The 21,488-nt window shown below is 68.7% G+C and carries 19 protein-coding genes, 1 tRNA gene and 4 pseudogenes; 15 read left to right on the forward strand and 9 right to left on the reverse strand.

Going from position 1 to position 21,488, the window contains the following annotated elements; genetic code table 11:
- Window positions 1-12: 12 nt before the first annotated feature.
- Complete coding sequence (locus tag ACQPZQ_RS08290; RefSeq protein WP_433299070.1) at window positions 13-255, forward strand: transposase; 243 nt, start codon at window positions 13-15, stop codon at window positions 253-255.
- 78 nt (window positions 256-333) lie between these two features.
- On the opposite strand, the gene ACQPZQ_RS08295 is transcribed toward ACQPZQ_RS08290, so the two are convergent.
- Both ACQPZQ_RS08295 and ACQPZQ_RS08300 read right to left on the reverse strand, forming a co-directional pair.
- Window positions 334-1,101 carry a carboxymuconolactone decarboxylase family protein gene (locus tag ACQPZQ_RS08295; protein ID WP_433293709.1) on the reverse strand — a complete coding sequence of 256 codons (768 nt, stop codon included), beginning with the start codon at window positions 1,099-1,101 and terminating at the stop codon, window positions 334-336.
- 191 nt (window positions 1,102-1,292) lie between these two features.
- Window positions 1,293-2,165 (reverse strand): helix-turn-helix transcriptional regulator, encoded by an 873-nt coding sequence (locus tag ACQPZQ_RS08300; RefSeq protein WP_433293711.1) that lies wholly within the window; start codon window positions 2,163-2,165, stop codon window positions 1,293-1,295.
- 35 nt (window positions 2,166-2,200) lie between these two features.
- Here ACQPZQ_RS08300 and ACQPZQ_RS08305 point away from each other — a divergent pair, with 35 nt between their 5' ends.
- The gene (locus tag ACQPZQ_RS08305) at window positions 2,201-2,434 is read left to right on the forward strand and encodes a hypothetical protein (protein WP_433293713.1); all 234 of its coding nucleotides are present in this window, start codon (window positions 2,201-2,203) and stop codon (window positions 2,432-2,434) included.
- Between the two features lie 402 nt (window positions 2,435-2,836).
- Here ACQPZQ_RS08305 and ACQPZQ_RS08310 read toward each other — a convergent pair whose 3' ends face one another.
- The gene (locus tag ACQPZQ_RS08310; RefSeq protein WP_433293715.1) at window positions 2,837-3,823 is read right to left on the reverse strand and encodes an aldo/keto reductase; all 987 of its coding nucleotides are present in this window, start codon (window positions 3,821-3,823) and stop codon (window positions 2,837-2,839) included.
- A 188-nt stretch (window positions 3,824-4,011) separates the two neighbouring features.
- Between ACQPZQ_RS08310 and ACQPZQ_RS08315 the strand changes: the two are divergent.
- Window positions 4,012-4,691: pseudogene (locus ACQPZQ_RS08315) on the forward strand (transposase); the annotation flags it as partial.
- A 413-nt stretch (window positions 4,692-5,104) separates the two neighbouring features.
- Here the strand turns inward: ACQPZQ_RS08315 and ACQPZQ_RS08320 are convergent.
- Window positions 5,105-5,242 (reverse strand): annotated as a pseudogene (locus ACQPZQ_RS08320) (sigma factor-like helix-turn-helix DNA-binding protein); the annotation flags it as partial.
- A 366-nt stretch (window positions 5,243-5,608) separates the two neighbouring features.
- Here ACQPZQ_RS08320 and ACQPZQ_RS08325 point away from each other — a divergent pair.
- Complete coding sequence (locus ACQPZQ_RS08325; protein ID WP_433293717.1) at window positions 5,609-7,810, forward strand: GmrSD restriction endonuclease domain-containing protein; 2,202 nt, start codon at window positions 5,609-5,611, stop codon at window positions 7,808-7,810.
- Window positions 7,811-8,458: 648 nt separating this feature from the next.
- Here ACQPZQ_RS08325 and ACQPZQ_RS08330 read toward each other — a convergent pair.
- Window positions 8,459-8,701, reverse strand: a pseudogene (locus tag ACQPZQ_RS08330) (DUF6119 family protein); the annotation flags it as partial.
- Between the two features lie 297 nt (window positions 8,702-8,998).
- Here ACQPZQ_RS08330 and ACQPZQ_RS08335 point away from each other — a divergent pair.
- Window positions 8,999-10,282: a hypothetical protein gene (locus ACQPZQ_RS08335; RefSeq protein WP_433293719.1), complete on the forward strand. Its 1,284-nt coding sequence runs from the start codon at window positions 8,999-9,001 to the stop codon at window positions 10,280-10,282.
- A gap of 344 nt (window positions 10,283-10,626) precedes the next feature.
- Here the strand turns inward: ACQPZQ_RS08335 and ACQPZQ_RS08340 are convergent.
- Window positions 10,627-10,761, reverse strand: a pseudogene (locus ACQPZQ_RS08340) (hypothetical protein); the annotation flags it as partial.
- A 317-nt stretch (window positions 10,762-11,078) separates the two neighbouring features.
- Here ACQPZQ_RS08340 and ACQPZQ_RS08345 point away from each other — a divergent pair.
- Both ACQPZQ_RS08345 and ACQPZQ_RS08350 read left to right on the forward strand, forming a co-directional pair.
- Window positions 11,079-11,987: a recombinase family protein gene (locus ACQPZQ_RS08345; protein ID WP_433293721.1), complete on the forward strand. Its 909-nt coding sequence runs from the start codon at window positions 11,079-11,081 to the stop codon at window positions 11,985-11,987.
- Window positions 11,988-12,002: 15 nt separating this feature from the next.
- Window positions 12,003-12,176: a hypothetical protein gene (locus tag ACQPZQ_RS08350; protein ID WP_433293723.1), complete on the forward strand. Its 174-nt coding sequence runs from the start codon at window positions 12,003-12,005 to the stop codon at window positions 12,174-12,176.
- On the opposite strand, the gene ACQPZQ_RS08355 is transcribed toward ACQPZQ_RS08350, so the two are convergent.
- Window positions 12,158-12,242: transfer RNA gene (locus tag ACQPZQ_RS08355), tRNA-Leu, on the reverse strand. The two genes, ACQPZQ_RS08350 and ACQPZQ_RS08355, sit on opposite strands and share 19 nt — an antisense overlap.
- A gap of 90 nt (window positions 12,243-12,332) precedes the next feature.
- On the opposite strand from ACQPZQ_RS08355, the gene ACQPZQ_RS08360 reads away from it, so the two are divergent.
- Window positions 12,333-13,649, forward strand: coding sequence for a M20/M25/M40 family metallo-hydrolase (locus ACQPZQ_RS08360; protein ID WP_433293725.1), 1,317 nt, complete (start codon window positions 12,333-12,335; stop codon window positions 13,647-13,649).
- Window positions 13,650-14,423 (forward strand): SDR family oxidoreductase, encoded by a 774-nt coding sequence (locus ACQPZQ_RS08365; protein WP_433293727.1) that lies wholly within the window; start codon window positions 13,650-13,652, stop codon window positions 14,421-14,423.
- Window positions 14,424-14,441: 18 nt separating this feature from the next.
- Here the strand turns inward: ACQPZQ_RS08365 and ACQPZQ_RS08370 are convergent, their stop codons facing one another.
- Window positions 14,442-14,654 (reverse strand): DUF5703 family protein, encoded by a 213-nt coding sequence (locus ACQPZQ_RS08370; protein WP_433299072.1) that lies wholly within the window; start codon window positions 14,652-14,654, stop codon window positions 14,442-14,444.
- Between the two features lie 141 nt (window positions 14,655-14,795).
- A complete protein-coding gene (locus ACQPZQ_RS08375) occupies window positions 14,796-15,740 on the reverse strand; it encodes an aldo/keto reductase (RefSeq protein WP_433293729.1) in 945 nt (314 codons plus the stop codon).
- A 49-nt stretch (window positions 15,741-15,789) separates the two neighbouring features.
- On the opposite strand from ACQPZQ_RS08375, the gene ACQPZQ_RS08380 reads away from it, so the two are divergent.
- The 6 genes from ACQPZQ_RS08380 to gndA all read left to right on the forward strand — a co-directional run bounded on the left by ACQPZQ_RS08380 (window position 15,790) and on the right by gndA (window position 21,473).
- Entirely contained in the window at window positions 15,790-16,611 is an 822-nt protein-coding gene (locus ACQPZQ_RS08380) for an undecaprenyl-diphosphate phosphatase (RefSeq protein ID WP_433293731.1), read from the forward strand.
- A gap of 127 nt (window positions 16,612-16,738) precedes the next feature.
- Complete coding sequence (locus ACQPZQ_RS08385; RefSeq protein ID WP_433293733.1) at window positions 16,739-17,443, forward strand: histidine phosphatase family protein; 705 nt, start codon at window positions 16,739-16,741, stop codon at window positions 17,441-17,443.
- Window positions 17,444-17,494: 51 nt separating this feature from the next.
- Window positions 17,495-18,061 (forward strand): DUF3090 domain-containing protein, encoded by a 567-nt coding sequence (locus ACQPZQ_RS08390; protein ID WP_433293736.1) that lies wholly within the window; start codon window positions 17,495-17,497, stop codon window positions 18,059-18,061.
- 22 nt (window positions 18,062-18,083) lie between these two features.
- Window positions 18,084-18,878, forward strand: a complete 795-nt coding sequence (locus ACQPZQ_RS08395) for an SCO1664 family protein (RefSeq protein WP_433293738.1) — start codon at window positions 18,084-18,086, stop codon at window positions 18,876-18,878.
- Window positions 18,879-19,025: 147 nt separating this feature from the next.
- A complete protein-coding gene (locus ACQPZQ_RS08400; RefSeq protein WP_433293740.1) occupies window positions 19,026-19,898 on the forward strand; it encodes an LLM class F420-dependent oxidoreductase in 873 nt (290 codons plus the stop codon).
- Between the two features lie 126 nt (window positions 19,899-20,024).
- A complete protein-coding gene (gndA, locus tag ACQPZQ_RS08405; protein ID WP_433293742.1) occupies window positions 20,025-21,473 on the forward strand; it encodes an NADP-dependent phosphogluconate dehydrogenase in 1,449 nt (482 codons plus the stop codon).
- Window positions 21,474-21,488 lie beyond the last annotated feature (15 nt).

A 21,488-nucleotide genomic window follows, 5' to 3' on the forward strand; every position in this document is an offset into this window, starting at 1 on the left:
ACCCCGGTACAGGTGACCCACTGGGTCTACCAGCAGATCATCACCGCCTACGCCCACCCCGACCCTCGCCAGGGGCGCCCGCTGCTCGCCTACTTCACCCACCGCGCATCGAACGGCCCGACCGAGGCCATCACCGGCCGACTCGAAGCCCTCCGACGCTGCGCCCTGGGCTCCCGCAACCTGATCAACTACCGCATCCGGTCGTCCCTACTGCATGCGGAGCCCTCGCACTCAAAACCGGAAGAGCCGGTTTGATGGAGGCCGTCAAGTCAACCGGAGCAAGGAACGATGGCCGCACCACGGAAGTACCCGATGAGCTGCGCGAACGCGCGATCAGGATTCCGTCTGCGGTGGCGCGGCCTCGTCCAGGGCACGTAGGCCGTTGAGGACTCGCGGGTAGCCGATGAACGGCACCAGCTGGGTCAGTACGCTCAGCAGCATCGCGCGATCGTTGCCGACGTTAAGGTTGCCCGCCACATGGCCCTTGACCTGCGGCTCGCAGCCACCGAGCGAGACGAGCATCGCGAACGTCAACAGCTCACGGGTCGGCAGATCGATCCCGGACCGCCCGATGTGGTCGCCGAAGCCGTTCCCTGTCATGTAACGCTGGATGTACCGCTCGTCGTCGGGTGCGCTGGCGTACATCCGGTCGACCGCGTCGTCGCCGAGCACTCGCTTCTGGACCTCGAGACCCCGCTCCATGCGGTCGGCAGGCGAGCTAGTCGACTGCGACGGCAGGGGCAGGTCGATCCCCCGTTCGGTGAGCAGATCGTTTGTCGAGTGCAGGAAGTCGCACACTCTCGCCATCCCAGCGTACGGGACGGCTTGGTAGACGATCTCCTTCAGCTCGACCGGCGAGACACCCGCGGTAAGCGCGGCCTCGGCCATCACCCGGAACTCCGACAGCGCCCCACAGGCGATCATCGAGGCGAGCTGGACCATCAGCCGCCGTCGTGGGTCGAGACTCCCGTGCTCGAGGATCTCGTCGAACGCGAAGTTCTGGAACACCTCGACCAGCTCCGGGTCGGTCCGGGCGAGCGTCGAGACATGGCGGGGAAACAGCTCGTCGTGGTTGCGGCGGGCTCGGTCGTTCGGTGGCATCTACAATCCTTCGAGATGTGGCGGAGTATCGAGCGCATGCGTCGGCGGAGCGGGGTCCGGGCGTAGGCATCGTCCAGCGCGCTCCACCGAGTCGGTGACCACACCGCAGGGCAATGGATCCCGATCCGTGCTGGGCGCGGAGGGCGCTGACTGCCGTCTTGCGCTGGACCAGCCGTCGCCCGACGATGAGGTCACTGCGTTGGGGAGTCCACATCGGCCTGGTCGCGGCTGGCGGCCCAGCTGGCCAGGATCTCCAGCCCGTCGGCCGACGGGGACTGCGGCTCGGCGCCGTAGACGAACAGGGTTAGATCCTGGTCGCCGCGCAGCTCGGCGACCTCGTAGGTCAGGTCGAGGTCACCGAGCACCGAGTGGCGCAGCCGTTTGAGGCCGGTGTCGTGGTAGCGGACGTCGTGCTCGGCCCACCGCTTGCGGAACACGTCGCTGCGGGTCGACAGTTCGCCGACGAGGTCGGACAGGTCCCGGTCGTCGGGGTGCTTTCCGGCCTCGGTGTGCAGGATCGCCACGGCATCCGAGGCGATCCGGTCCCAGTCCCGGTAGAACTCCCGCGCCCGGCCGTCGAGGAACGTGAACCGCGCCGAGTTGACCGGCCGGACGTCGGTGTCGAACATCGGGGCGTAGAGCGCCCGACCCAGTGGGTTGACCGCGAGGACGTCGGTCCGCCCGTTGTGGACGAACGCCGGGGCGCCGACCATCGCGTCCACAATGCGCTGCACGCCGGGACGAATCTGGTTCTGCGACCGGCGTCGACGCGGCCGGGCCGGCGTGGATCCGGCGCGGGCCAGGTCGAACAGGTGGGTGCGTTCCGGTTCGTCGAGCTGCAGAGCACGTGCGACGGCCTCGAGGACACCGTCGGACACGCCGCGCAGGTTCCCGCGTTCAATGCGGGTGTAGTAGTCGACGCCGACCCCGGCGAGTATCGCGACCTCCTCGCGGCGCAGGCCTGGGACCCGCCGGCTACCGGCATGCGGCAGCCCCACCTGCTCGGGAGTGATCCGCGCCCGGCGCGACGCCAGGAACTCACGGATCTCGGAACGCTGGTCCATGACGACCACGGTAGTTCGGCTCACACTCAAGTGGGGTGGGTCTGCTGGTACCCGGCTCGGTGGGGACTGCCACCCGTGTGCACGGCCGCGAACGCTTCCAGAGCAGCTGCCGGCACGGCGGTATGTGGGCGGCATCGGCGGCGGCCAGGGCGAAGCGGTCCGGGTCCCGCAGGCGGCCGGCACGCGTGGTGAACGGGTCGATCAGCCTGGGCCCCGACCCGCCCGGGGACAGGTACTTCTTCGCCGTTCTCCAGTCGCAGCCGGCGTGAGTTGCGATCTCTTTCCACGTCGCCCCAAGCTGCGCGCAGCGGGGCGTACCTCCTGATGTCCATCCATTCCTCCACAGGCAAGATCGCGGGTGACCTCCTCCGGGCTCGCCTGTTTGGCGGCTGACGAGCCCGGAGGGTGGTCCCTCCCTGACCTGATCTTCGATCCGACGCGCCGGACAACGAAAGATCAGCTCGTGCCCGCAGCGACATCAGATCCCGTGCGCGGACAACCGGACGCGATCTTCGCGCCACGCGGCCGTCGGACGTCCCGGTGACGGGATCTGGCCCCGGTAGAGCCGTACCGCCCACTGTCGCTCGCGTACACCTACGCCGCACCTCCATGATCGCGGTGTTGCGACGATCGGTTGAGTCCGCCCGGTAGAGGGGCTCAGTGCTGCGGTATTAGCGGCCGAACAGAGACTTCAACTGCTCGGGTACGCGCTCACCCTGGACTTGGTTCGCGGCCGCATCGATGCGTTGCAGGTCGCCAGACGTCAATTCGACATCGAGCGCTCCCACATTCTCCTCCAGGCGATGAATTTTGGTCGTGCCGGGGATCGGTACGAACCATGACTTCTGCGCCAACACCCAGGCGATAGCGATCTGGGCTGGTGTGCTTCCCTTGTCGTCGGCAATCTGCCGCAGCAGGTCGACCAGTGTTTGATTGGCCTGCCGTGCTTCGGGAGTGAAGCGCGGCAACATACGGCGGAGGTCGTTGTCGGCCAGCGATGTTCGGGAGTCGATGGTGCCGGTCAGATAGCCCTTGCCAAGCGGACTGTACGGCACTAGACCGATGCCCAGCCTCTCCAAGGTCGGAATGATCTCGGCGTCGAGGTCTCGCGTCCAGAGTGAGTATTCACTTTGCAGCGCCGTCACAGGCTGCACGCCGTGGGCGCGGCTAATCGTCGCCGCACCGGCCTCCGATAAACCGAAGTGCTTGACCTTGCCTTCGGTGATCAGCTCCTTGACCGTGCCTGCTACCTCTTCAATGGGCACCTCGGGATCGACGCGGTGTTGGTAAAGAAGGTCAATGTAATTCGTTTGCAGACGCCGGAGCGAGGCCTCGGTCACCCGACGGATCTGCGCGGGTCGGCTATCGAGCCCTGACGTCGGGGTCGGCCCGTGCTCTCCGTGCCTGAGACCGAACTTGGTGGCGATCACCACCTGGTCGCGGACCGGCGCCAGCGCCTGGCCGACCAGCTCTTCGTTTGTAAAAGGGCCGTAGACTTCGGCGGCGTCGAAGAAGGTCACGCCGCGGTCAACCGCAGCCTGCAGCAGCCTCGTCATCTCGGCTGGGTCCGGGGGCGGACCGTAGAAGAAGCTCATGCCCATGCAACCGAGTCCCAGCGCTGAGACTTCTAAGTGCTGCCCAAGTTTGCGTTTCTGCATTGGAGAATGCCCCTTCGATACATTTCGTCTGGGCCATTGCGGCCGGAACTGGTTACAGCAGGTTATGTCCGCTTTGCGCCCGGGGGAAGGCCCTGCTGGGACAGGTACTGTCGACGCCACCCTTGTCCGGCGCGCTGGGCGCATACTGTCAACAGCGCGTTGGAACTGACCCCCTTATCGTTATGCCCGGGCTGGTGATCGACCTCGACGCCCCGATCGTGGTCTGCCACAGCGAGAAGGAACTGGCGGCGCCGACGTGTAAAAAGACCCCCGTGCTATCACCCGATGCTGGCGTTCTGCGACAACACCGTCGAGATCCTCGCCGCGCAGCTTCGGCGCGGGAACGCGGGCAGCAACACCGTCGCCGACCACATCGCGGTGCTCGATGCCGCGCTCGCGCAGATCCCCGACGCCCATCGCCATGGCACGCCGGTCCTGGTCCGAGCCGACACCGCCGGGGGCACACGGGAGTTCCTCGCCCACATCCGCGACTTGCGTGAGCAGGCGGTGAGCTGCGAGTTCTCGGTCGGCTGGTCGATCAACGACAAGGAGCGGGCGGCGATCAGTGCCATGCCGAAGACCGTCTGGGCAGATGCGATCGACGCCAACGGCGGGCACCGCGACGGGGCCGGGTTGGCCGAGATCACCGGTGTCTTGCCCACCCGGGCGCTGGCCGGCTATCCGGCCGGGACCTGGGTGATCGTGCGCCGGGAACGCCCGCACCCCGGCGCGCAGCTGGATGCGTTCGAGGAACGTGACGGCTGGCGCTACAGCGCCTTCGCCACCGACACCGCCTTCGGGTAACTCGCCCCACCTCGATGCCCGACACCGTGTCCATGCCCGGTTCGAGGACCGCATCCGCTGCGGCGCATGACCGTGGTGAGTGGCCCTCATGAGCTGCCACTGGCTCGTCATCGACGCCGTCAGCCACCCTGTCGCGCGCACGACCATGCATCGAGCACCAGGCCACGGATCGGCCGCAGCACTCGCTCCCCCGAGACGAGCAGTACTCGCCTGCCGCTGTGGCGGCCCGGGCGCGGTGGCCAAGAGGTGCAAAAGGTGCGAGACGATCGCCGCGGCAACTGCCGGCCAGGCGCCGACTCCGAAACGCAGAGCCGCCGGGAGCGAGAGCCCCCGGCGAGGTGCGGCCGTCGCTCCGAGCGAATGGGCTGGTCGGCCGTCCGGTGGTGGTGGACGCCTCGTCGAGAGCGGCGCTCGCTCAAACGCCACCGCGGTAGTTGTCTGCGCTGGGCCGGTTCCGCCCTCGCAGTGGTACTTGACTGCCACCCTAACTGCCCCTGGGGTGGATCCGACAATATCCGCCGTTTCCTCCGCCGACAGTCCTACAACGATTCGCAGCACGAGGATCTCGCGCTGCTTCTCAGGAAGCTCGTTGAGCAACGCGCGCAGCTCCCCCTGCCACTCCGGCGAGGAGCACGACCTCGTGCGTCTCTGCTTTTCGATGTGGTTCACATCGACCGGTCGATCGAAGAGCGATGACGCCTTGACACACTGGCGCCGCTTGGCTTGGCCTGTTCGCTGGAGCCCGCGCGGCTCCACGGAGCGATCAGGCCGGCCTGGTGACCGGCGCCGGTGGCCGCGCGGTTGGCGTCACCTCGTCGCTGGCGGCGGGGAAGGTCGCCGAGGGCTGCGCATGCGAGCGTGACTCGAGTGAGCGGGCGTGACGCCGCCATGCAGGAGTCGCGGATCCTTCTGACGAGCCGTCGTCAGACACCAGCCCGTACTGGTACAACAACGTGTTGTCGGGTGATCGGGTGGGGGCGCATGGCAGGCGGCAGGATCACAGGCAAGACGTTCTCCCTCGCTGAGCTGTTCGGCGACCGCACCCGGTACGCGATCGAGTACTACCAGCGTGAGTACGAGTGGAGCGCCGATGTCGTCGCGACCCTGCTATCAGATCTCCTCGAGGAGTTCGACCGGATCGACCGCGTCCGCAAGGTCTGGCGCGGCGCACCACCGCAGTTCTTCCTTGGCCCGTTCGTTTACGCAGAGGAACAGGGCGGGCGCCGCTTCCTCGTCGACGGCCAGCAGCGCTTCACCACCCTGCACCTGATCTTCCTGCATCTGCTTCGCCTGTTGCCCGATGGTGCGAGCCGCAAGACACGCGCTCGGCTGGACCGGGCCGTAGTGCCGGACTACCGCGGTGACCACCCGGTGTTCCGCCTTGACATCGATGAGCGCCAGCTGCTTCTGGAGGCGCTGCTCGACGGGCGGCCGTATGAAATCCCGCTCGGCGCCTCGCTGTCGGTGCAGACGCTGTGGCGGCGCAGCCTGCAGGTGGAGGAGACGCTCAGCCAGCTCGACTCCGACCGCTACGGCAGCCTCGTCGACTGGCTGCTCGACAGCGTGGTGCTCGTTGGTATCGAGGCCGTGGACCGCGACAACGGCTTCCGCATCTTCGAGTCGATGAATGACCGCGGCGCCCGGTTGACGTCCGTAGATTTGATCAAGAGCTTCCTACTGTCGCGTGCGCGGCGCGACGAGGAGAAGCTCAACGGGCTCTGGCGCGACATGCTCGCTGAGGTCACTCGCCGGCGGGGCGACGCTGACGCCCCGAAGGAGTTCCTCAAGGCCTACCTGATCGCCCAGCATGCTGACTTGCGGGACGGGTCGAAAGATGCCGTCGAGATTGAGCTCGCGCCGCACGTCTGGACTCGGGCCCACGCGCAACGGATCGGTCTGACCGAAGACGGTGAGCCCTACCTCGATTTCGTCACCGACCTGATCGCACTCGGGCGCCACTACGCCACCCTTGCAGCCGCGATGGCTCAGCCGCGGCACGACGACGGGCTCGCGGCCGTCTACTACAACCATGTCAACGGCATCACCGCCCAGACCGCGCTGATCCTCGCTGCCGTCCGGCCCGACGACCCCCTGTCGGTGCTGCGGGAGAAGGCGCGGGTCGCGGCCGGATTCGTCGACCTGCTCTACGTCTCGCGCATCGTGCACGACGAGTCGACCCGACCTGAGGATCTCAACGCCGAAGTCGTCGCACTCGTGCCGCTCGTTCGTGGTTGCGGGTCGGCGGCCGATCTCGGCACGATCCTGGGGGCGCACCTGCCGGCGACGGACTTCGCCGTGATGAGGACGCTGGGCCTGCGCGGCGACAATCGCCGACAGATCCACTACCTGCTCGCTCGTCTCACCGCCTACGTGGAGTACGAGATGGGGCGTCCCGACACCGTGGAGCAGTACCTGTCCCGGGAGCGGACGTGGCAGATCGAGCACGTGTTCGCGAACCATCCCGAACGGCACGCCGCCGAGGTGGACGGCCTGACGTTCCGGCTCGCCCGCAATCGCATCGGCGGCCTCGGCCTGCTTCCTGCCTCGGACAACGCTAGCGTGCGCGACCTGCCGTTCGCCGACAAGTTCACCTGGTATCGCCGCCACAACGCTCTGCTCGCCGTGCTCGCGCCCGGCTACGAGCAGCGCAACCCTGCTCTGCGCCGACTACGGACCTCGCACGGTCTGGACGGAGCGCTGCGGGGGTTCCGATCGTCCACGCCGATGATGGGGGTCCTGGACGTACGTACGGATCTCTACACGCGACTCGCCCGTCGCCTATGGGATCCCGTAAGCCTCGGGTTCATCGCTCCGTCGAGCGAGCCGCCCGAAACTCCGCCCCCGAGCGTGGCTCCGGCGGCAACTCCGTCGCCTACCCGCGTCCGAGCCCCACGGCGTGGACGACGGACCGAGCTCGCCGCCCTGCTCGCCGATGGCCGACTCCGGCCGGGCACGCACCTCCACGGCATCCACCGCGGCACCCGGCACGAGGCCCGGGTGGACGCTGACGGACTGCTCTGGCTCACCGATCACGACGGATTCCGACTCCCGGACGAGGCCGGCTGCATGGCGACAGGACTCAAGAGGTGCCAGGGGTGGAAGTTCTGGCAGGTCACGCTCGTCGACGGCACAGCTGTGCCCCTCGGTGCATTCCGCGACGACCCTGCGCTCATGGCGGGATGACGAGGCAGGCTGCAGCAGAGACTCATCCTGCTGGCGCCCCAGGTCCATGTGCCGGAGATCCATCCGAGGGCGCAAAGCACCGACCGGTCGGTGATGCGGCCGCGATCTTCCATCGCGGGCATCCCGTACACGGCGGCGTCGGGCGGCCGGAGTGCTGGCATCGCTGGGATGGGCAGGGGTCGGCGTGGCGGGGATGAGCGGTGTTGCATGGCCGGGACCGACCTCGGGACGAGCAGCGGGGTGATGGCCGCCGCGGTCACCGGGTCCACCGCAACGTGGCACTCGGTGGCCATTGGGGGTGTCGGAGTGCCTTCAAGCACCGGTACGTCGGATGTGGCAGAGCTGCCACGAAAGAGTGTCCGAGGGGGGAGTTGTGCACTAACCACACGGTTGGTGCTGGCGTAGGGTCCGCCTTCGCGAGGGCAAACATGGCGGCGTCGCCTCCCGCTGGCACGGCAACGTGCGGGGCGCTCGGGGCCCAGTCGGGCTATCCACAGAAGCTGGTCGGGTTCGTACATCAGCCCCTACCAGTGCGCCAACTGGCTTGAGAGTCCGTGCTCGCGTTGTTAGGCGACCTGCCTGTGATGAGCGGTCTCGACCGGGATACCGACCGCCTCAACCGTCACACCGTGCTCGCGTTTGAGATCGTCAGCCATGGTCACAAGGCCGACTTGCGCGAACGGGTAGAGAGATTCGGGAGTCAGCTCTTTCCCCTTCAAGCAGGATGGCCAGCACGACTTTGCTGGGACGGAAGTCCACCGGCACGGTGAGTCGACCACCGCTAAGCTTCGCCACCATGGCGTCGAATTTCGCACAGGCTTCCGGCTCGTAGGACAGTGGCTGGATTGAGACAAGTGCCTGATTGCATTGATGCCTTAGTGGTGCGGAACTGGCTGCCGCCTTTGACGTGGATCAAGGTGTATGAGCCAGCGGCGCGGTCGCGGTTAGACAAGCGGGGGCCGCACTGAAAGGCGTCCCCGTTCGTGCTGCACACTGACTGCTGCTGGCGAGCGATCTCCCGCCCGAGTCGGCTGCGGATCGGACCAACAGCCGCTTGGCAACGGCTGCGCGCTTGGCAGCAGGACGATGTGCGAGGGATCGGCCGCACCAACCCCGAGTAGCCGCTGTCCAAGATGTGGCGTGGAGGTGGTCGCGCACCTAAAGCAGGGCTTATGCGAGGATTTGTCGATGTCAACGGACTGGTCAATCGCCCTTCCGGACGGTCTTGCCCGGCCAGGCCTGTACGCGGTGGAGTCAGATCAAGCGTTGGCTGGGACGGTCCAAGCTGCGTTGAAGGGCGACGTGGGCGCCGACGTTCGCCCAGTCCTCGAACTGACCGGCGTACAGGTACGGGAGGACGTGGCTCCACTTGACTTGCTTCTTGGACTAGGCCGGCTCACCAGCGCACTGCCAGGCCTGCATCGGATCGGCGCGGGCGGGATGCCCGGCCTGACTGCGCTGCGGACGGCGAGTCGGTGGGCTGTCATTCGCTATCTCTGGGCATTCGCCGACCATCGGCCGGACCTGAAGCTCTCGGACCTCACCAATCAGGTGCGATTCCACCAGCGGACCCTGCTGTCCGAGAGCTTCGGGCTTGCGCTCGCGGCGGACCTGGTTGAAAGGTATGTCCTACCCGGCGCGACTCGAGTGGTCGACGCCGACGCGGTGGACTACGACCCCGTGCTTAGCTTCGACATGGCAGCCTTGGCCTCGCACAAGCCGGACTACTTCTGGTACCGCGTCGACGGCGACCGACTGACCGATATCGTTGTGGTCGAGGTCAAGGGCACCACGTCGGGTCGCTGGCGCTGCATTGAACAGATGGCCCGCGGGGTGGAGCAGGTGCTGGTGCCGGCCCGGATTCGTGGCGTCGCCATGCGCCGCATCGTTGTCGGGACGGAGTTGAACAACGGGAAGCTGAAGGCCTGCGCTGTCGAGGTCGCCGAGCCTGAGGAAACAGTACGCAGGCACGCATACGAGGTTGTCCGGAGCAGGGAGTTTCGCCGTCCGGCAGCACTAGATGACCCACGGGACGACCGGTTCAGTCGAGAAGTCGCGAAAGAGGCCGCGGCAGCCGAATCCTTAACTCTTGACCAGGTGAGGCTGCACGCCTTCGCCGGGGTCCCGGTCACCTATCAGAGTCTGTTCAGCGGGAGCGAGCAGGTGCGCCGCACGCTGGAGCGGCGCGAGGTCGTAGTGGCTGACGGCATCGGCTTCCGGTGCGAGGCTAGCCAGGTGGAGATCGGCAACCAGGTCCTTACCGTCCGGACCGGGGTCGCGGAAGAGTTCCTCTCTTCTTCCGACGCCTACCGGTCTGGAGATCTGTCGGAACGGCGAAGCGCCTATAGGCGGCGCCGCACCGGTCGTGGCCAAGCGCCCATCAGGGGCGAATCGATGGAGACTGGAACGAGTATGCCCGTGGCGACTTCGGGCGACGGATGCATGCTTGCGATTTCCTTGGAGACCCGCTAAGTCGGTTGTGAGTAGGAGCCCCGGTCGCGGGCGTCCGGACGCGCGCAAGCTCCGCACCGGAGCGTGCCTTCAAGGTGCCGACCGGTCCGCCACCGATGTCACAGCCCATACAGGCGTTGCCTTGCACTCGCCACAATGGCGGTCCGTGGTGCGGATCGTGGTGCGAACCAGGGCCTCGGAGTCCTGACCCGCAAGCCCTCATTGCTTAACAAGCCGGCAGGACGCAGGTGCGCTGGCGCGCCACCGCCGAAGCCTGGACGTGTATTGGACGCAAACACCCGGCAGCAGCAGCCGGTGAAACCCGTGGAGAGCCGGCTACGCCTCAACTGGAGGTCCATACGTTCTTAGTTGGGGATGATGAAGGCTGGTTCGTAGCCGTGGACTGCGAGGTCTTCGTAGGTCTGAGTGGTGGGGACTCGATCCCAGATTCCGCCGAGGAGGACGGCAAATCCCGCGCGGGTGGCGAGGAAGAGATGTAGAACCGGGGTTTGATGGTGCGGGCGATCTCGCGGGCGAGGTCGCGGACGGCGAGCGCGACTCCGAAGGCGTGGTTCAAGCCTGCGATGCTCGTGTTGGACGTGCCCGTGGCTGGCCGAACGGTCAGCAGGGGAATGTCGCGGCCAGTTGAGGCGAGGTGTTGGCGGACGTCGGCGTCAGGTCGGCGGAGATGGCGACGGCGAGAGCAACATCCTGTCCGGCTGGCAGGTCGGTGAGAGGACGGGACTGCGCGACCGCTGCGGGGGCGACGTGGCCGGTCGGTAGGGTCCAGAGTTGCCCGTCTTTGATCTTTGCTGGGGTGAATCCTGCGTCGGCTGACGTTGTGCGCCGAATCTTCCGGGAGTACCTGGAGGGGAGCGGGGATCGGGCGATTGCCGGTGGGCTCAACCGGGACGATGTGCCCTGTCCGTCGGTGCGCCGCCCGGATCAGAACCGGCACCGGTTGGCGGACGGCTGGCAAGGCAGCACGGTGCGCGCCATTCTCGAAAACCCGCGGTACACCGGCTATGCGGTGTTCGGGCGGTGGAGCAGGAACGAGGAGTTGAGCGATCCGGACGATGTGGCGGCGGGTCACGTGGTGCGGTTTCGACGTTCTTCGCCGGATCAAGTGGTGCGCTCGCGGGTTCCGGCGCATCCGGCGATCGTGTCGGTGGAGACGTTCACCGAGGTGCAGTTGATGCGGCGGACGAAGGCGGCCGGTGGTTTGGAGGCGCGTCGGACGCTCGAACGCGGGCCGAGGCCAACGAAGCGCACGTACTGCCTTCGGGGCCGTGTGCGGTGCGGGTACTGCCGGCGGCGGATGGAAGGTACGCCGCGGGGTGAGCGCATCTACTACCGCTGCGCGGCGCGCAGCATCGTGCCCGGCTCGCCCATCCTGGAGACACACCCCAAGAACGTGTACCTGCCGGAAGCGCCGGTACTGGAGCCGATCAACACATGGATCGGTTCGGTGTTCGATCCCGCTCGGCGGGACGAGACGGTGCGCCGGCTACTTGGAGTCGCGCCTGACCAGGCGGACGACGCGCGGACGGCTGACGCCGAGCGCGCGGTGGCGGAGGCCGAGACGAAGCTGCGGCGCCTTCAGGCGGCCATCGAGGCGGGCGCGGACCCCGCGGCCCTGATCGATCCGCTCAACCGGGCACAGGAGCAGCTGACGGCCGCCCGCCTCCGGTGTGAGCAAGCTCCGGCGCTGCATCGTCTCGGATGAGCGGAGGTCGAAGCGATGCTGGACTACCTCGGCGACGTGGGCGCGGCTCTGAGCCGTGCACGGCCCGAGAGGATGGCCGAACTCTATGCCTCGCTGGGCCTGGAGCTGATCTTCCATCCGGAAGAACGCGCGCTGGACGTGACGATCCAGCCGCGTAGGGATAGTGAACGTGTCCGAGGGGGGACTTGAACCCCCACGCCCGTTAAAGGGCACTAGCACCTCAAGCTAGCGCGTCTGCCATTCCGCCACTCGGACAAGCTGCGCGGCCTCCCGGCGCGCGAGCAAAAGGATAGCCCACCCACGCCGGGGCCCCGCGGGGGGACCTCCGGTGGTAGGAAGATCGGCGTGGCCAGCACTCTTGCAGCGGAGGACGAGGTAGTCGAGCTCACGTCCGAGCTCATCCGGATCGACACCACGAACACCGCGGATCCCGAGACCCTCGTCGGCGAGCAGGAGGCCGCGGAGTACGTGGCGGCGAAGCTGACCGAGGTCGGCTACGAGGTCGAGGTTCTCGAGTCCGGCGCTCCCCGGCGTAGCAACGTGTTCTGCCGGCTGAAGGGTGCCGACCCGGATCGGGGGGCGCTGCTCGTGCACGGCCACCTCGACGTGGTGCCCGCCGACCCCGCGGAGTGGTCGGTGCACCCGTTCTCCGGGGCGGTGCAGGACGGTTACGTCTGGGGCCGCGGTGCCGTGGACATGAAGAACATGGTGGGGATGACCCTGGCGGTCGCCCGCCGGTTCAAGCGCGACGGGGTGGTGCCGCCGCGCGACATCGTCTTCGCCTTCGTCGCCGACGAGGAGGCCGGTGGGAGCTACGGCGCCCAGTGGCTCGTCGCGAACCGGCCCGACCTGTTCGAGGGTTGCACCGAGGCCGTCGGTGAGGTGGGCGGGTTCTCCCTGACCCTCGCCGAGGACCGCCGCGTCTACCTCGTGGAGACCGCCGAGAAGGGGCTCGCCTGGATGCGGTTGCGTGCTCGGGGCAAGCCCGGGCACGGCTCCTTCCTGCACGACGACAACGCCGTGACGAAGGTTGCGGAGGCGGTGGCGCGGCTGGGCAACCACAGGTTCCCGCTCGTGCTCACCGACACCGTGCGCGCCTTCACCGAACGGATGGCCGAGCTCACCGGGCAGGAGTTCCCCGAGGACGACCTGGAGGGGGCGCTCGCCAAGCTGGGGCCGCTCGCCCGGATGGTGGGTGCCACCGTCCGCGATACGGCCAACCCGACCATGCTCTCGGCCGGCTACAAGGCCAACGTCATCCCCTCGTCGGCCGAGGCGGTGGTCGACTGCCGCGTGCTGCCCGGGCGCGAGAAGGCGTTCCTGCGTGAGGTCGACGAGCTGCTCGGTCCGGACGTCACGCGGGAATGGGTGCAGAACCTGCCTGCGGTGGAGACGCCGTTCGGCACCCCGCTCACCGACGCGATGGCCGCCGCGCTGCTCACCGAGGACCCCGGCGCAACGGCCGTGCCGTACATGCTCTCCGGTGGCACCGACGCGAAGTCGTTCCAGTCGCTCGGCATGGAGTGCTACGGCTTCGCCCCGCTTCGGCTCCCGCCCGACCTGGACTTCGCGTCGCTCTTCCACGGGATCGACGAGCGGGTGCCCGTCGAGTCGTTGAAGTTCGGCTGCCGTGTACTCGACACCTTCTTGAGGAGTTGCTGAATGGATCTCACGGGCAAAGCCGCCCTGGTGACCGGCGGGGCGTCGGGGATCGGGGCCGCCGCGGTGCGGAGACTGGCCGCTGCCGGGGCCGTCGTCGCCATCGCCGACCGGGACGAGGCCGGGGCGCGGGCTCTCGCCGAGGAGGTGGGCGGGCTAGCCCTGCCGGGCGACGCGTCGGAGCCCGACACGATGGCGATGGCCGTCGACGTGGCCGAGGACGCGTTCGGCCGGCTCAACATCGTGCTGCTCAACGCCGGGGTCACGGCGGGTCAGTCGGGCGTGGAGACGCTCGACCTGGCGGCGTACCGGCGGATCATGGGTGTCAACGTCGATCACGTGGTCTTCGGGCTGACGGCGGCGGTGCCGGCCCTGCGGCGGGCGGGCGGCGGCAACATCGTGGCCACGGCGTCGCTGGCAGGCCTGGTTCCCTTGCCCGGCGATGCCCTCTACACCCTGACGAAGCACGCGGTGGTCGGGTACGTCCGCGCGGTTGGTCCCACGCTCGCGCCCGAGGGGATCCGGGTGAACGCGGTCTGCCCCGGCTTCGCCGACACCCCGCTGATCGCGCGCGTCAAGCCGAAGTTCGCCGACTTCCCGCTGCTCGCCCCGGAGGACGTGGTGGCGGCGATCGAGTCGATCCTCGAGCGCGGAGAGCCGGGGGATTGCTGGTTCGTGCAGCCTGGGCGCGAGCCTGCCCCGTATGCCTTCCGAGGGGTGCCGGGCCCGAAGGACGGCACACCTCCACCGACGGGGGTGTCGTGGGCGGACCACTGACCCCCTGATGGGGACGGGCTAGACGGAGAGCTCGGGGAGCATCCTCGAGCTTCGCCGCCGGCGCAGCCACACCTTCCGGACACCGCCCGGGTAGAGCCGCACGCGCGAAAGCTCCCAGCCGCCGAACTCGGCCTGGATCGCCAGTCGCACCGCCGCGGTCATCCGGGAAACATCTCCGGGTAGCTGGACCGGGCGGTACTCCCAGTCTCCGTCTGCAGAATCCCCCTCGATCGTGCCGGTCGGGCCGCTTCGCTCCACCGGCTCACCTCCCCGCCAGCTCGCCCACCTGCAGAATCCGACGTTGTGGTGAACGCCGGGTGGAATCCCCACACCATAGGCCCGGTGGGGGTGACGTGCCAGGTTCTCGGGCGCTCAACGCGTGGCGCTCACGTCGTCGAGCGCGGACCTTATCTCGGGCGGCAACGTCACCGACTCGGCCGCCATCGACGCAGCCAGCTGCGCTGCGTCCCGGGCGCCGACGATCGCTGCGGCCACGCCGGGCCGGTCGCGCACCCACGCCAACGCCACCGAGAGCGGTGAGGTGCCCAGCCCGTCGGCCGCCGTGAGCACGGCCTGCACGATCCGGGCCGAACGCTCGTTGCGCCGCGCCTCCACGTAGGGCGCCAGCGTGGGCGATGCCGCCCGCGAGTCGGCAGGGGTGCCGTCGGCGTACTTGCCGGTGAGGACGCCACGCCCGAGCGGAGCCCAGGCCAGGAGCCCGAGGCCGTGGTGCTGGGCGGCAGGGAGGAGCTCATGCTCGACGTCGCGGGACAGCAGGGAGTACTCCACCTGCGCCGACACCGGAACCGTGATGCTGCCGAGGGTCCGCCCGCGCTCGGCCACCGTGGCGAGTTGCCATCCCGCGGGAGCGACGAGCCCCGCGTAGCGGACCTTGCCCGCCATGACGGCCAGCTGCACCGCGGAGAGCGTCTCCTCCAGCGGGACGGTGGCGTCGAAGCCGGGCAGCTGCCAGAGATCCAGGTGGTCGATGCCGAGCCGGGCGAGCGTGGCGTCGAGCGCCGCGAGGAGAGCGCCACGCGCCGCGCCGTCCCCGAGCGGGCCACCGGGCAGTGAGGCTCGCCCGGCGATCACGAGTTGCTCACGCGCCACGGCGGACGCGAGGACCCCGCGCAAAGTCTCTTGCGCGGCGCCGTCGCCATAGGCGTCCGAGGTCTCCACGAGGGTGCCGCCGGCGTCGACGAACGCGGCGAGCTGAGCCTTCGCAGCGTCGGCATCGGTGTCGGCACCCCACGTCAAGGTGCCGAGGCCGATGTGCGACACCTCCAGCCCGCTGGTCCCGACCCGTCGCCGCCGCACAAGAAGAGCCTAGGCGTGACCACGACCGGGGTCTCGGTACGGTCCGCGCGTGACTTGGCTGGAAGTGCTGGTTCTCGGTGTTGTGCAAGGTTTGACGGAGTTCCTGCCGATCTCTTCGTCGGCCCATCTACGGATCGTCTCCGAGGTCTTCTTCGGACGCGATGCGGGTGCGGCGTTCACCGCGGTCACCCAGCTGGGCACCGAACTCGCGGTGATCGTGTTCTTCGCGCGCGACATCGGGCACCTCGTCGCCACCTGGTTCCGGGGCTTCACGAACGCGGCCGTCCGTACCACGCCGGACTACCGGATGGCCTGGCTCGTGATCATCGGCACGATCCCGATCGGTCTACTCGGTGTGATCTTCGAAGATCAGATCCAGACCGCAGCACGCAACCTCTGGCTCATCGCGACCACGCTGATCCTGTTCGGCCTGCTGCTCGGACTGGCCGAGCGGGTGGGGCGGCAGCGGCTGGAGCTGGACCAGATGAAGCCGGTGGACGGCATCCTGCTCGGCTTCGCGCAGGCGATGGCGTTGATCCCCGGGGTCTCCCGCTCCGGCGGCACGATCACCGCGGGACTGTTCCTCGGCTTCACCCGCCCCGCCGCGGTGCGCTACTCGTTCCTGCTCGCGATCCCGGCCGTGGTGGCATCGGGGCTGTTCCAGATTCCTGACGTCCTCGCCGGTGACGGGCCGAGCCCGCTGCAGATGGCCGTCGCCACCGTCATCGCGTTCGCCATCGGCTACGCCTCGATCGCGTGGCTGCTGCGCTACGTCGAACGGCACAGCGTGTACCTGTTCGTCTGGTATCGAGTGGTTCTGGGCGCGGTGCTGTTCGTGGCACTGAGCGCGGGCTGGCTCGCGGCGACCTGACCGTCCCGATGGGGGCTCGGCGCTGCAACCGGAGCCCTGGTCCGTCGGTGGCACGTAGGCTCGGTGATCGTGACCGGACCGCGACGGGCCCGGCGAGGCCGCGACGAAACGTGGGAGAGGAGCTGACGTGACCACCCTCATCCTGCTCCGCCACGGCAGGTCGGCGGCCAATGCGGCCGGCGTCCTCGCCGGGCGCAGCCCTGGTGTGGAGCTGGACGACGTGGGGCTGGCGCAGGCGCAGAAGCTGGTGGACCGGCTCACGGGCGTGCCCGTCTCGGAGATCGTCTGCTCGCCGATGGTGCGGTGCGAGCAGACCGTCGCCCCGCTGGCGAAGGACCGCGGACTGACGTCGGTGTCGGAGCCCGAGCTCGCCGAGGTCGACTACGGGTCGTGGACCGGGGCTGCGCTCAAGACGTTGTTCAAGGAGCCGCTGTGGAAGGTCGTGCAGGCGCACCCGTCCGCGGCCGTGTTCCCGGGTGGTGAGGGGCTGGCGGGCATGCAGGCCCGCGCGGTGGCGGCCGTGCGCAGGCACGGGGCGCGCATCGCCGAGGAGCACGGGCCCACTGCGGTGTGGCTGGCGTGCACCCACGGCGACGTGATCAAGGCCGTGCTGGCCGACGCGCTGGCCACCCACCTGGACAACTTCCAGCGCATCGTGGTCGATCCGGGGTCGATCAGCGTCGTGCACTACACCGACACCCGGCCGTTCGTCGCACGGGTCAACGACCTCGGCGGCGACGTCGCCGGGCTGATCCCGCCGAAGCCGAAACGCAGGCGCAAGACGACCTCTCGCAGCTCGGACGCGGTGGTGGGCGGTAGCACCGGTACCTGATCGACCGAGGACGTGCCGTGCGGGCCGCGGTGGCCTACTCTCGATGGCGTCATGTCACGCGTCATCCATGTCTTCCGCCAGCCCGAGCGCTTCGTCGCCGGGACCGTTGGCGAACCCGGCGACCGCTCCTTCTACCTGCAGGCCATCGAGGATGCTCGCACGATCAGCGTCCTGCTCGAGAAACAGCAGGTCTCGGTGCTCGCCGACCGCATCAGCGCGTTGCTGCAGGAGGTGGCGCGCCGGTTCGGCGACGAGGTTCCCGAGAGCGCAGGTGGCAGCGATCTCGACCCGCTCGCCGTGCCGCTCGAGGAGGAGTTCCGGGTCGGCACCATGGGCCTGGGCTGGGACGCCGACTCGCGGTCCATCGTCGTCGAACTGCTCGCGGTCACCGACGAGGAGGTCGACGAGTCCGTCGTCCTCGACGACACCGAGGAGGGCCCCGACGCTCTTCGCGTGTTCCTCTCGCCGGTGCAGGCCCGTGCCTTCGCCGACAGGGCGGAGCGGGTGGTGTCCGCCGGGCGCCCACCTTGCCCGTTGTGCGCCGAGCCACTCGACCCGGAGGGTCACGTGTGCGTGCGGCTGAACGGCTACCACGAGCGCTCCCCGGTCGGGGACTGACGAGAGACCGACGCTGACGCACGTGGACCCTCGCGACCCGGCTGTGCCGGAACTACTCCGGCGAGGCCGGATAGAGATCACCGGACGACTGGTGGACGCCTCGAACGCCACCCTGTTCGGCACCATCACCACCAACGGGCTCGAGGCGCAGTGCGTCTACAAGCCGGTGCGCGGTGAGCGTCCGCTCTGGGACTTCCCGGACGGCACGCTCGCCGGGCGCGAGGTGGCGACATACCTGGTGTCCGAGGCCGCCGGCCTGCATGTCGTGCCGCCGACGGTGCTGCGCAACGGCCCGTTCGGAACCGGGATGGTGCAGATCTGGGTGGACACCGACGAGGAGCGCGAGCTCGTCGACGTCTGCGCTCCGAAGGACGTGCCGCCGGGCTGGCTGGGGGTGCTGCGGGCGCGCGGTGACCGCGGCGAGCCCGCCGTGCTCGTGCACGCCGACACACCGGAGCTGCAGGCGATGGCCGCGTTCGACGTGGTCACCAACAACGCCGACCGCAAGGGCGGCCACGTCCTCGCCGGCGTCGACGGCAACGTCTACGGCGTCGACCACGGACTGTGCCTGCACACCGAGGAGAAGCTCCGCACGGTGCTGTGGGGCTGGGTGGGCAGGCCGCTGCCCGAGCACGTCATGGAGGCGATGGGCCGCCTGCGCTCCGAGCTCGACGACGGGCTCTGCGACACGCTGGGCGAGCACATCACCCGCCGCGAGATGCGCACGTTGTCGGCTCGCGTCGACGCGATGCTCGCCGACCCGTGCTATCCCGAGCCCTCCGGCTACGGCCCCGCCATCCCCTGGCCGGCCTTCTGAGCCTGCGGTACGTACGTACCTCTGAACCCTGAGTTCACCGACGCTCCACGCCATCGCCTGGTACCGGTAGGACCAGGCAAACCGGAGTGCTCTCCGAGTACCGTACTTCGTGACCCACATGGGACATGCGGTAGAGGAGTTACGCACGTGGACATCGGCCTGCACATCGCGAATTTCACTTTCCCGGCGGGGCCTTCCGGGCTCGCCGACGACCTCACCCGGATCGTCACCGTTGCTGAGGACGCAGGCTTCGGGCGGGTCAGCGTCATGGACCACATCTGGCAGATCCGCGGTATCGGGCCCGTCGAGGACGACATGCTCGAGGCGTACACCACCCTCGGCTACCTTGCGGCGCGCACATCACGGGTGCAGCTGCTGGCCTGGGTCACGGCGGCCACCTACCGGGAGCCCGGGATGCTCGCGAAGATGGTCAGCACGCTGGATGTGCTCTCGGGCGGACGTGCCTGGCTGGGGATCGGCGCCGGGTGGAACGAGGAGGAGGCGAACGGGCTCGGGCTGCTGTTCCCGCCCACCGCCGAGCGGTTCGAGCGACTGGAAGAGAGCCTGCAGATCTGCCTGCAGATGTGGGGGGCCGAGGACGGCCCCTACCAGGGGAAGCACTACCGGCTCGCGCGGACGCTGAACGTCCCGCAGCCGCTGAGCCGGCCGCACCCGCCGATCCTGATCGGCGGTGGCGGGGAGAAGAAGACGCTGCGGCTCGTCGCGCAGTACGCGCAGGCCTGCAACCTGTTCGACGGGCCCGAGCTGGAGCACAAGCTGGACGTGCTGCGCGGGCACTGCGAGACGGTCGGCCGTCCGTACGACGAGATCGAGAAGACCGTCATGATGCGCCTCGACCCCGGCGAGAAGGGCGAGAAGATCGACACGATCATCGGGCGCCTGGAGCAGCTGGCAGCGCTGGGCGTCGCCGAGGTGCACGGCTACGTGCCCGGCATGTGGGAGATCACGCCGTTGGAGCTCCTCGGGCGCGAGGTCGTGCCGGCCGCCGCGAAGTTCTGACGTCCTGCCGCCCCGCCGGCCGCCCGCGGAATTCCCGGGCGTCCGGCGGGGTCGGCGTGAGGCGGGCGACGAGCTGAGCGATGTGCTCCGCGGGTAACGTCGCCGGGGCCGAGGTGAGGGAGAGCGATGACCGTGGCAGACGCAAAGAGCCGTATCGGAGTCACCGGGCTGGCGGTGATGGGGGCGAACCTCGCCCGCAACATCGCCCGGCGAGGCACCCCCGTGGCCGTGCACAACCGGACGCCGGCACGCACGCGTGAGTTCATGGAGGCGTACGGGGACGAGGGCGCGTTCACGGCTGCGGAGAGCATGGAGGACTTCGTCGCCGCGCTGGAGCGGCCGCGCCGGATCATCGTGATGGTCAAGGCCGGGGCGCCCGTCGACGCGGTGATCGAGGAACTCTCCCCGCTCCTCGACGAGGGCGACATCATCATCGACGCCGGCAACTCGCACTTCCCCGACACGAAGCGGCGCACCGACGCCTGTGCAGAGCGCGGGCTGCGTTTCATGGGCGTCGGGGTGTCCGGCGGCGAGGAGGGCGCGCTGCTCGGGCCCAGCATCATGCCCGGGGGAGACCCGTCGGCATATGCCGAGGTCGAGGACATCTTCACGGGCATCGCCGCCGTCGTCGACGGAACGCCGTGCTGCGTGCACGTCGGCCCGGACGGCGCGGGCCACTACGTGAAGATGGTGCACAACGGCATCGAGTACGCCGACATCCAGCTCATCGCCGAGGCGTACGACCTGCTCACGCACGTGGCAGGGCTCGACGCCCCGGCGATCGGCAAGATCTTCGAGGAGTGGAACGCGGGCGACCTCGAGTCGTACCTGATCGAGATCACCGGCGAGGTCCTCCAGAAGACCGACGCACGCACCGGAGGCCCGCTGGTCGATGCCATCGTCGACCAGGCCGAGCAGAAGGGCACCGGACGCTGGACGTCGCAGGACGCTCTGGAGCTCGGGGTCCCGCTCACCGGCATCACCGAGGCCGTGTTCGCGCGCACGCTCTCCTCGCTGCGCCAGGAGCGCAAGGCGGCAGCCGGCACGCTGGCCGGGCCCGTCCCCGGCGCGGGGGAGAACCGCACCGACCTCGTGGAGGACATCCGCCTGGCCCTCTACGCGAGCAAGGTCGTGGCGTACGCACAGGGCTTCGCGCAGATGCGGGCCGCGTCGCAGGCCAACGACTGGAACCTCGACCTCGGCGCCATGGCCACCATCTGGCGGGGCGGCTGCATCATCCGCGCCCGGTTCCTCAACCGGATCCGCGAGGCGTACGCCGAGCACGAGGACATCGAGAACCTGCTGATGGTGCCCTACTTCACCGAGGCCGTGGCCAACGCGCAGGACGCGTGGCGACGGGTGGTGGTCACGGCGACGGAGCAGGGCGTGGCGATCCCGGCGTTCTCGTCGTCGCTGTCCTACTACGACGGCTACCGCCGCGAGCGCGGCCCGGCGAACCTCATCCAGGGTCTGCGCGACTACTTCGGCGCCCACACCTACCGCCGGATCGACGCGGAGGGCTCGTTCCACACCCGGTGGGCCCAGGACGGCACCGAGGTGAGAACCGACGCCTGACCCCGGGCATCTTGG

The organism is Pseudonocardia sp. CA-142604, from assembly GCF_050948475.1.
GTDB classification, from domain to species: Bacteria; Actinomycetota; Actinomycetes; order Mycobacteriales; family Pseudonocardiaceae; genus Pseudonocardia; species Pseudonocardia alaniniphila.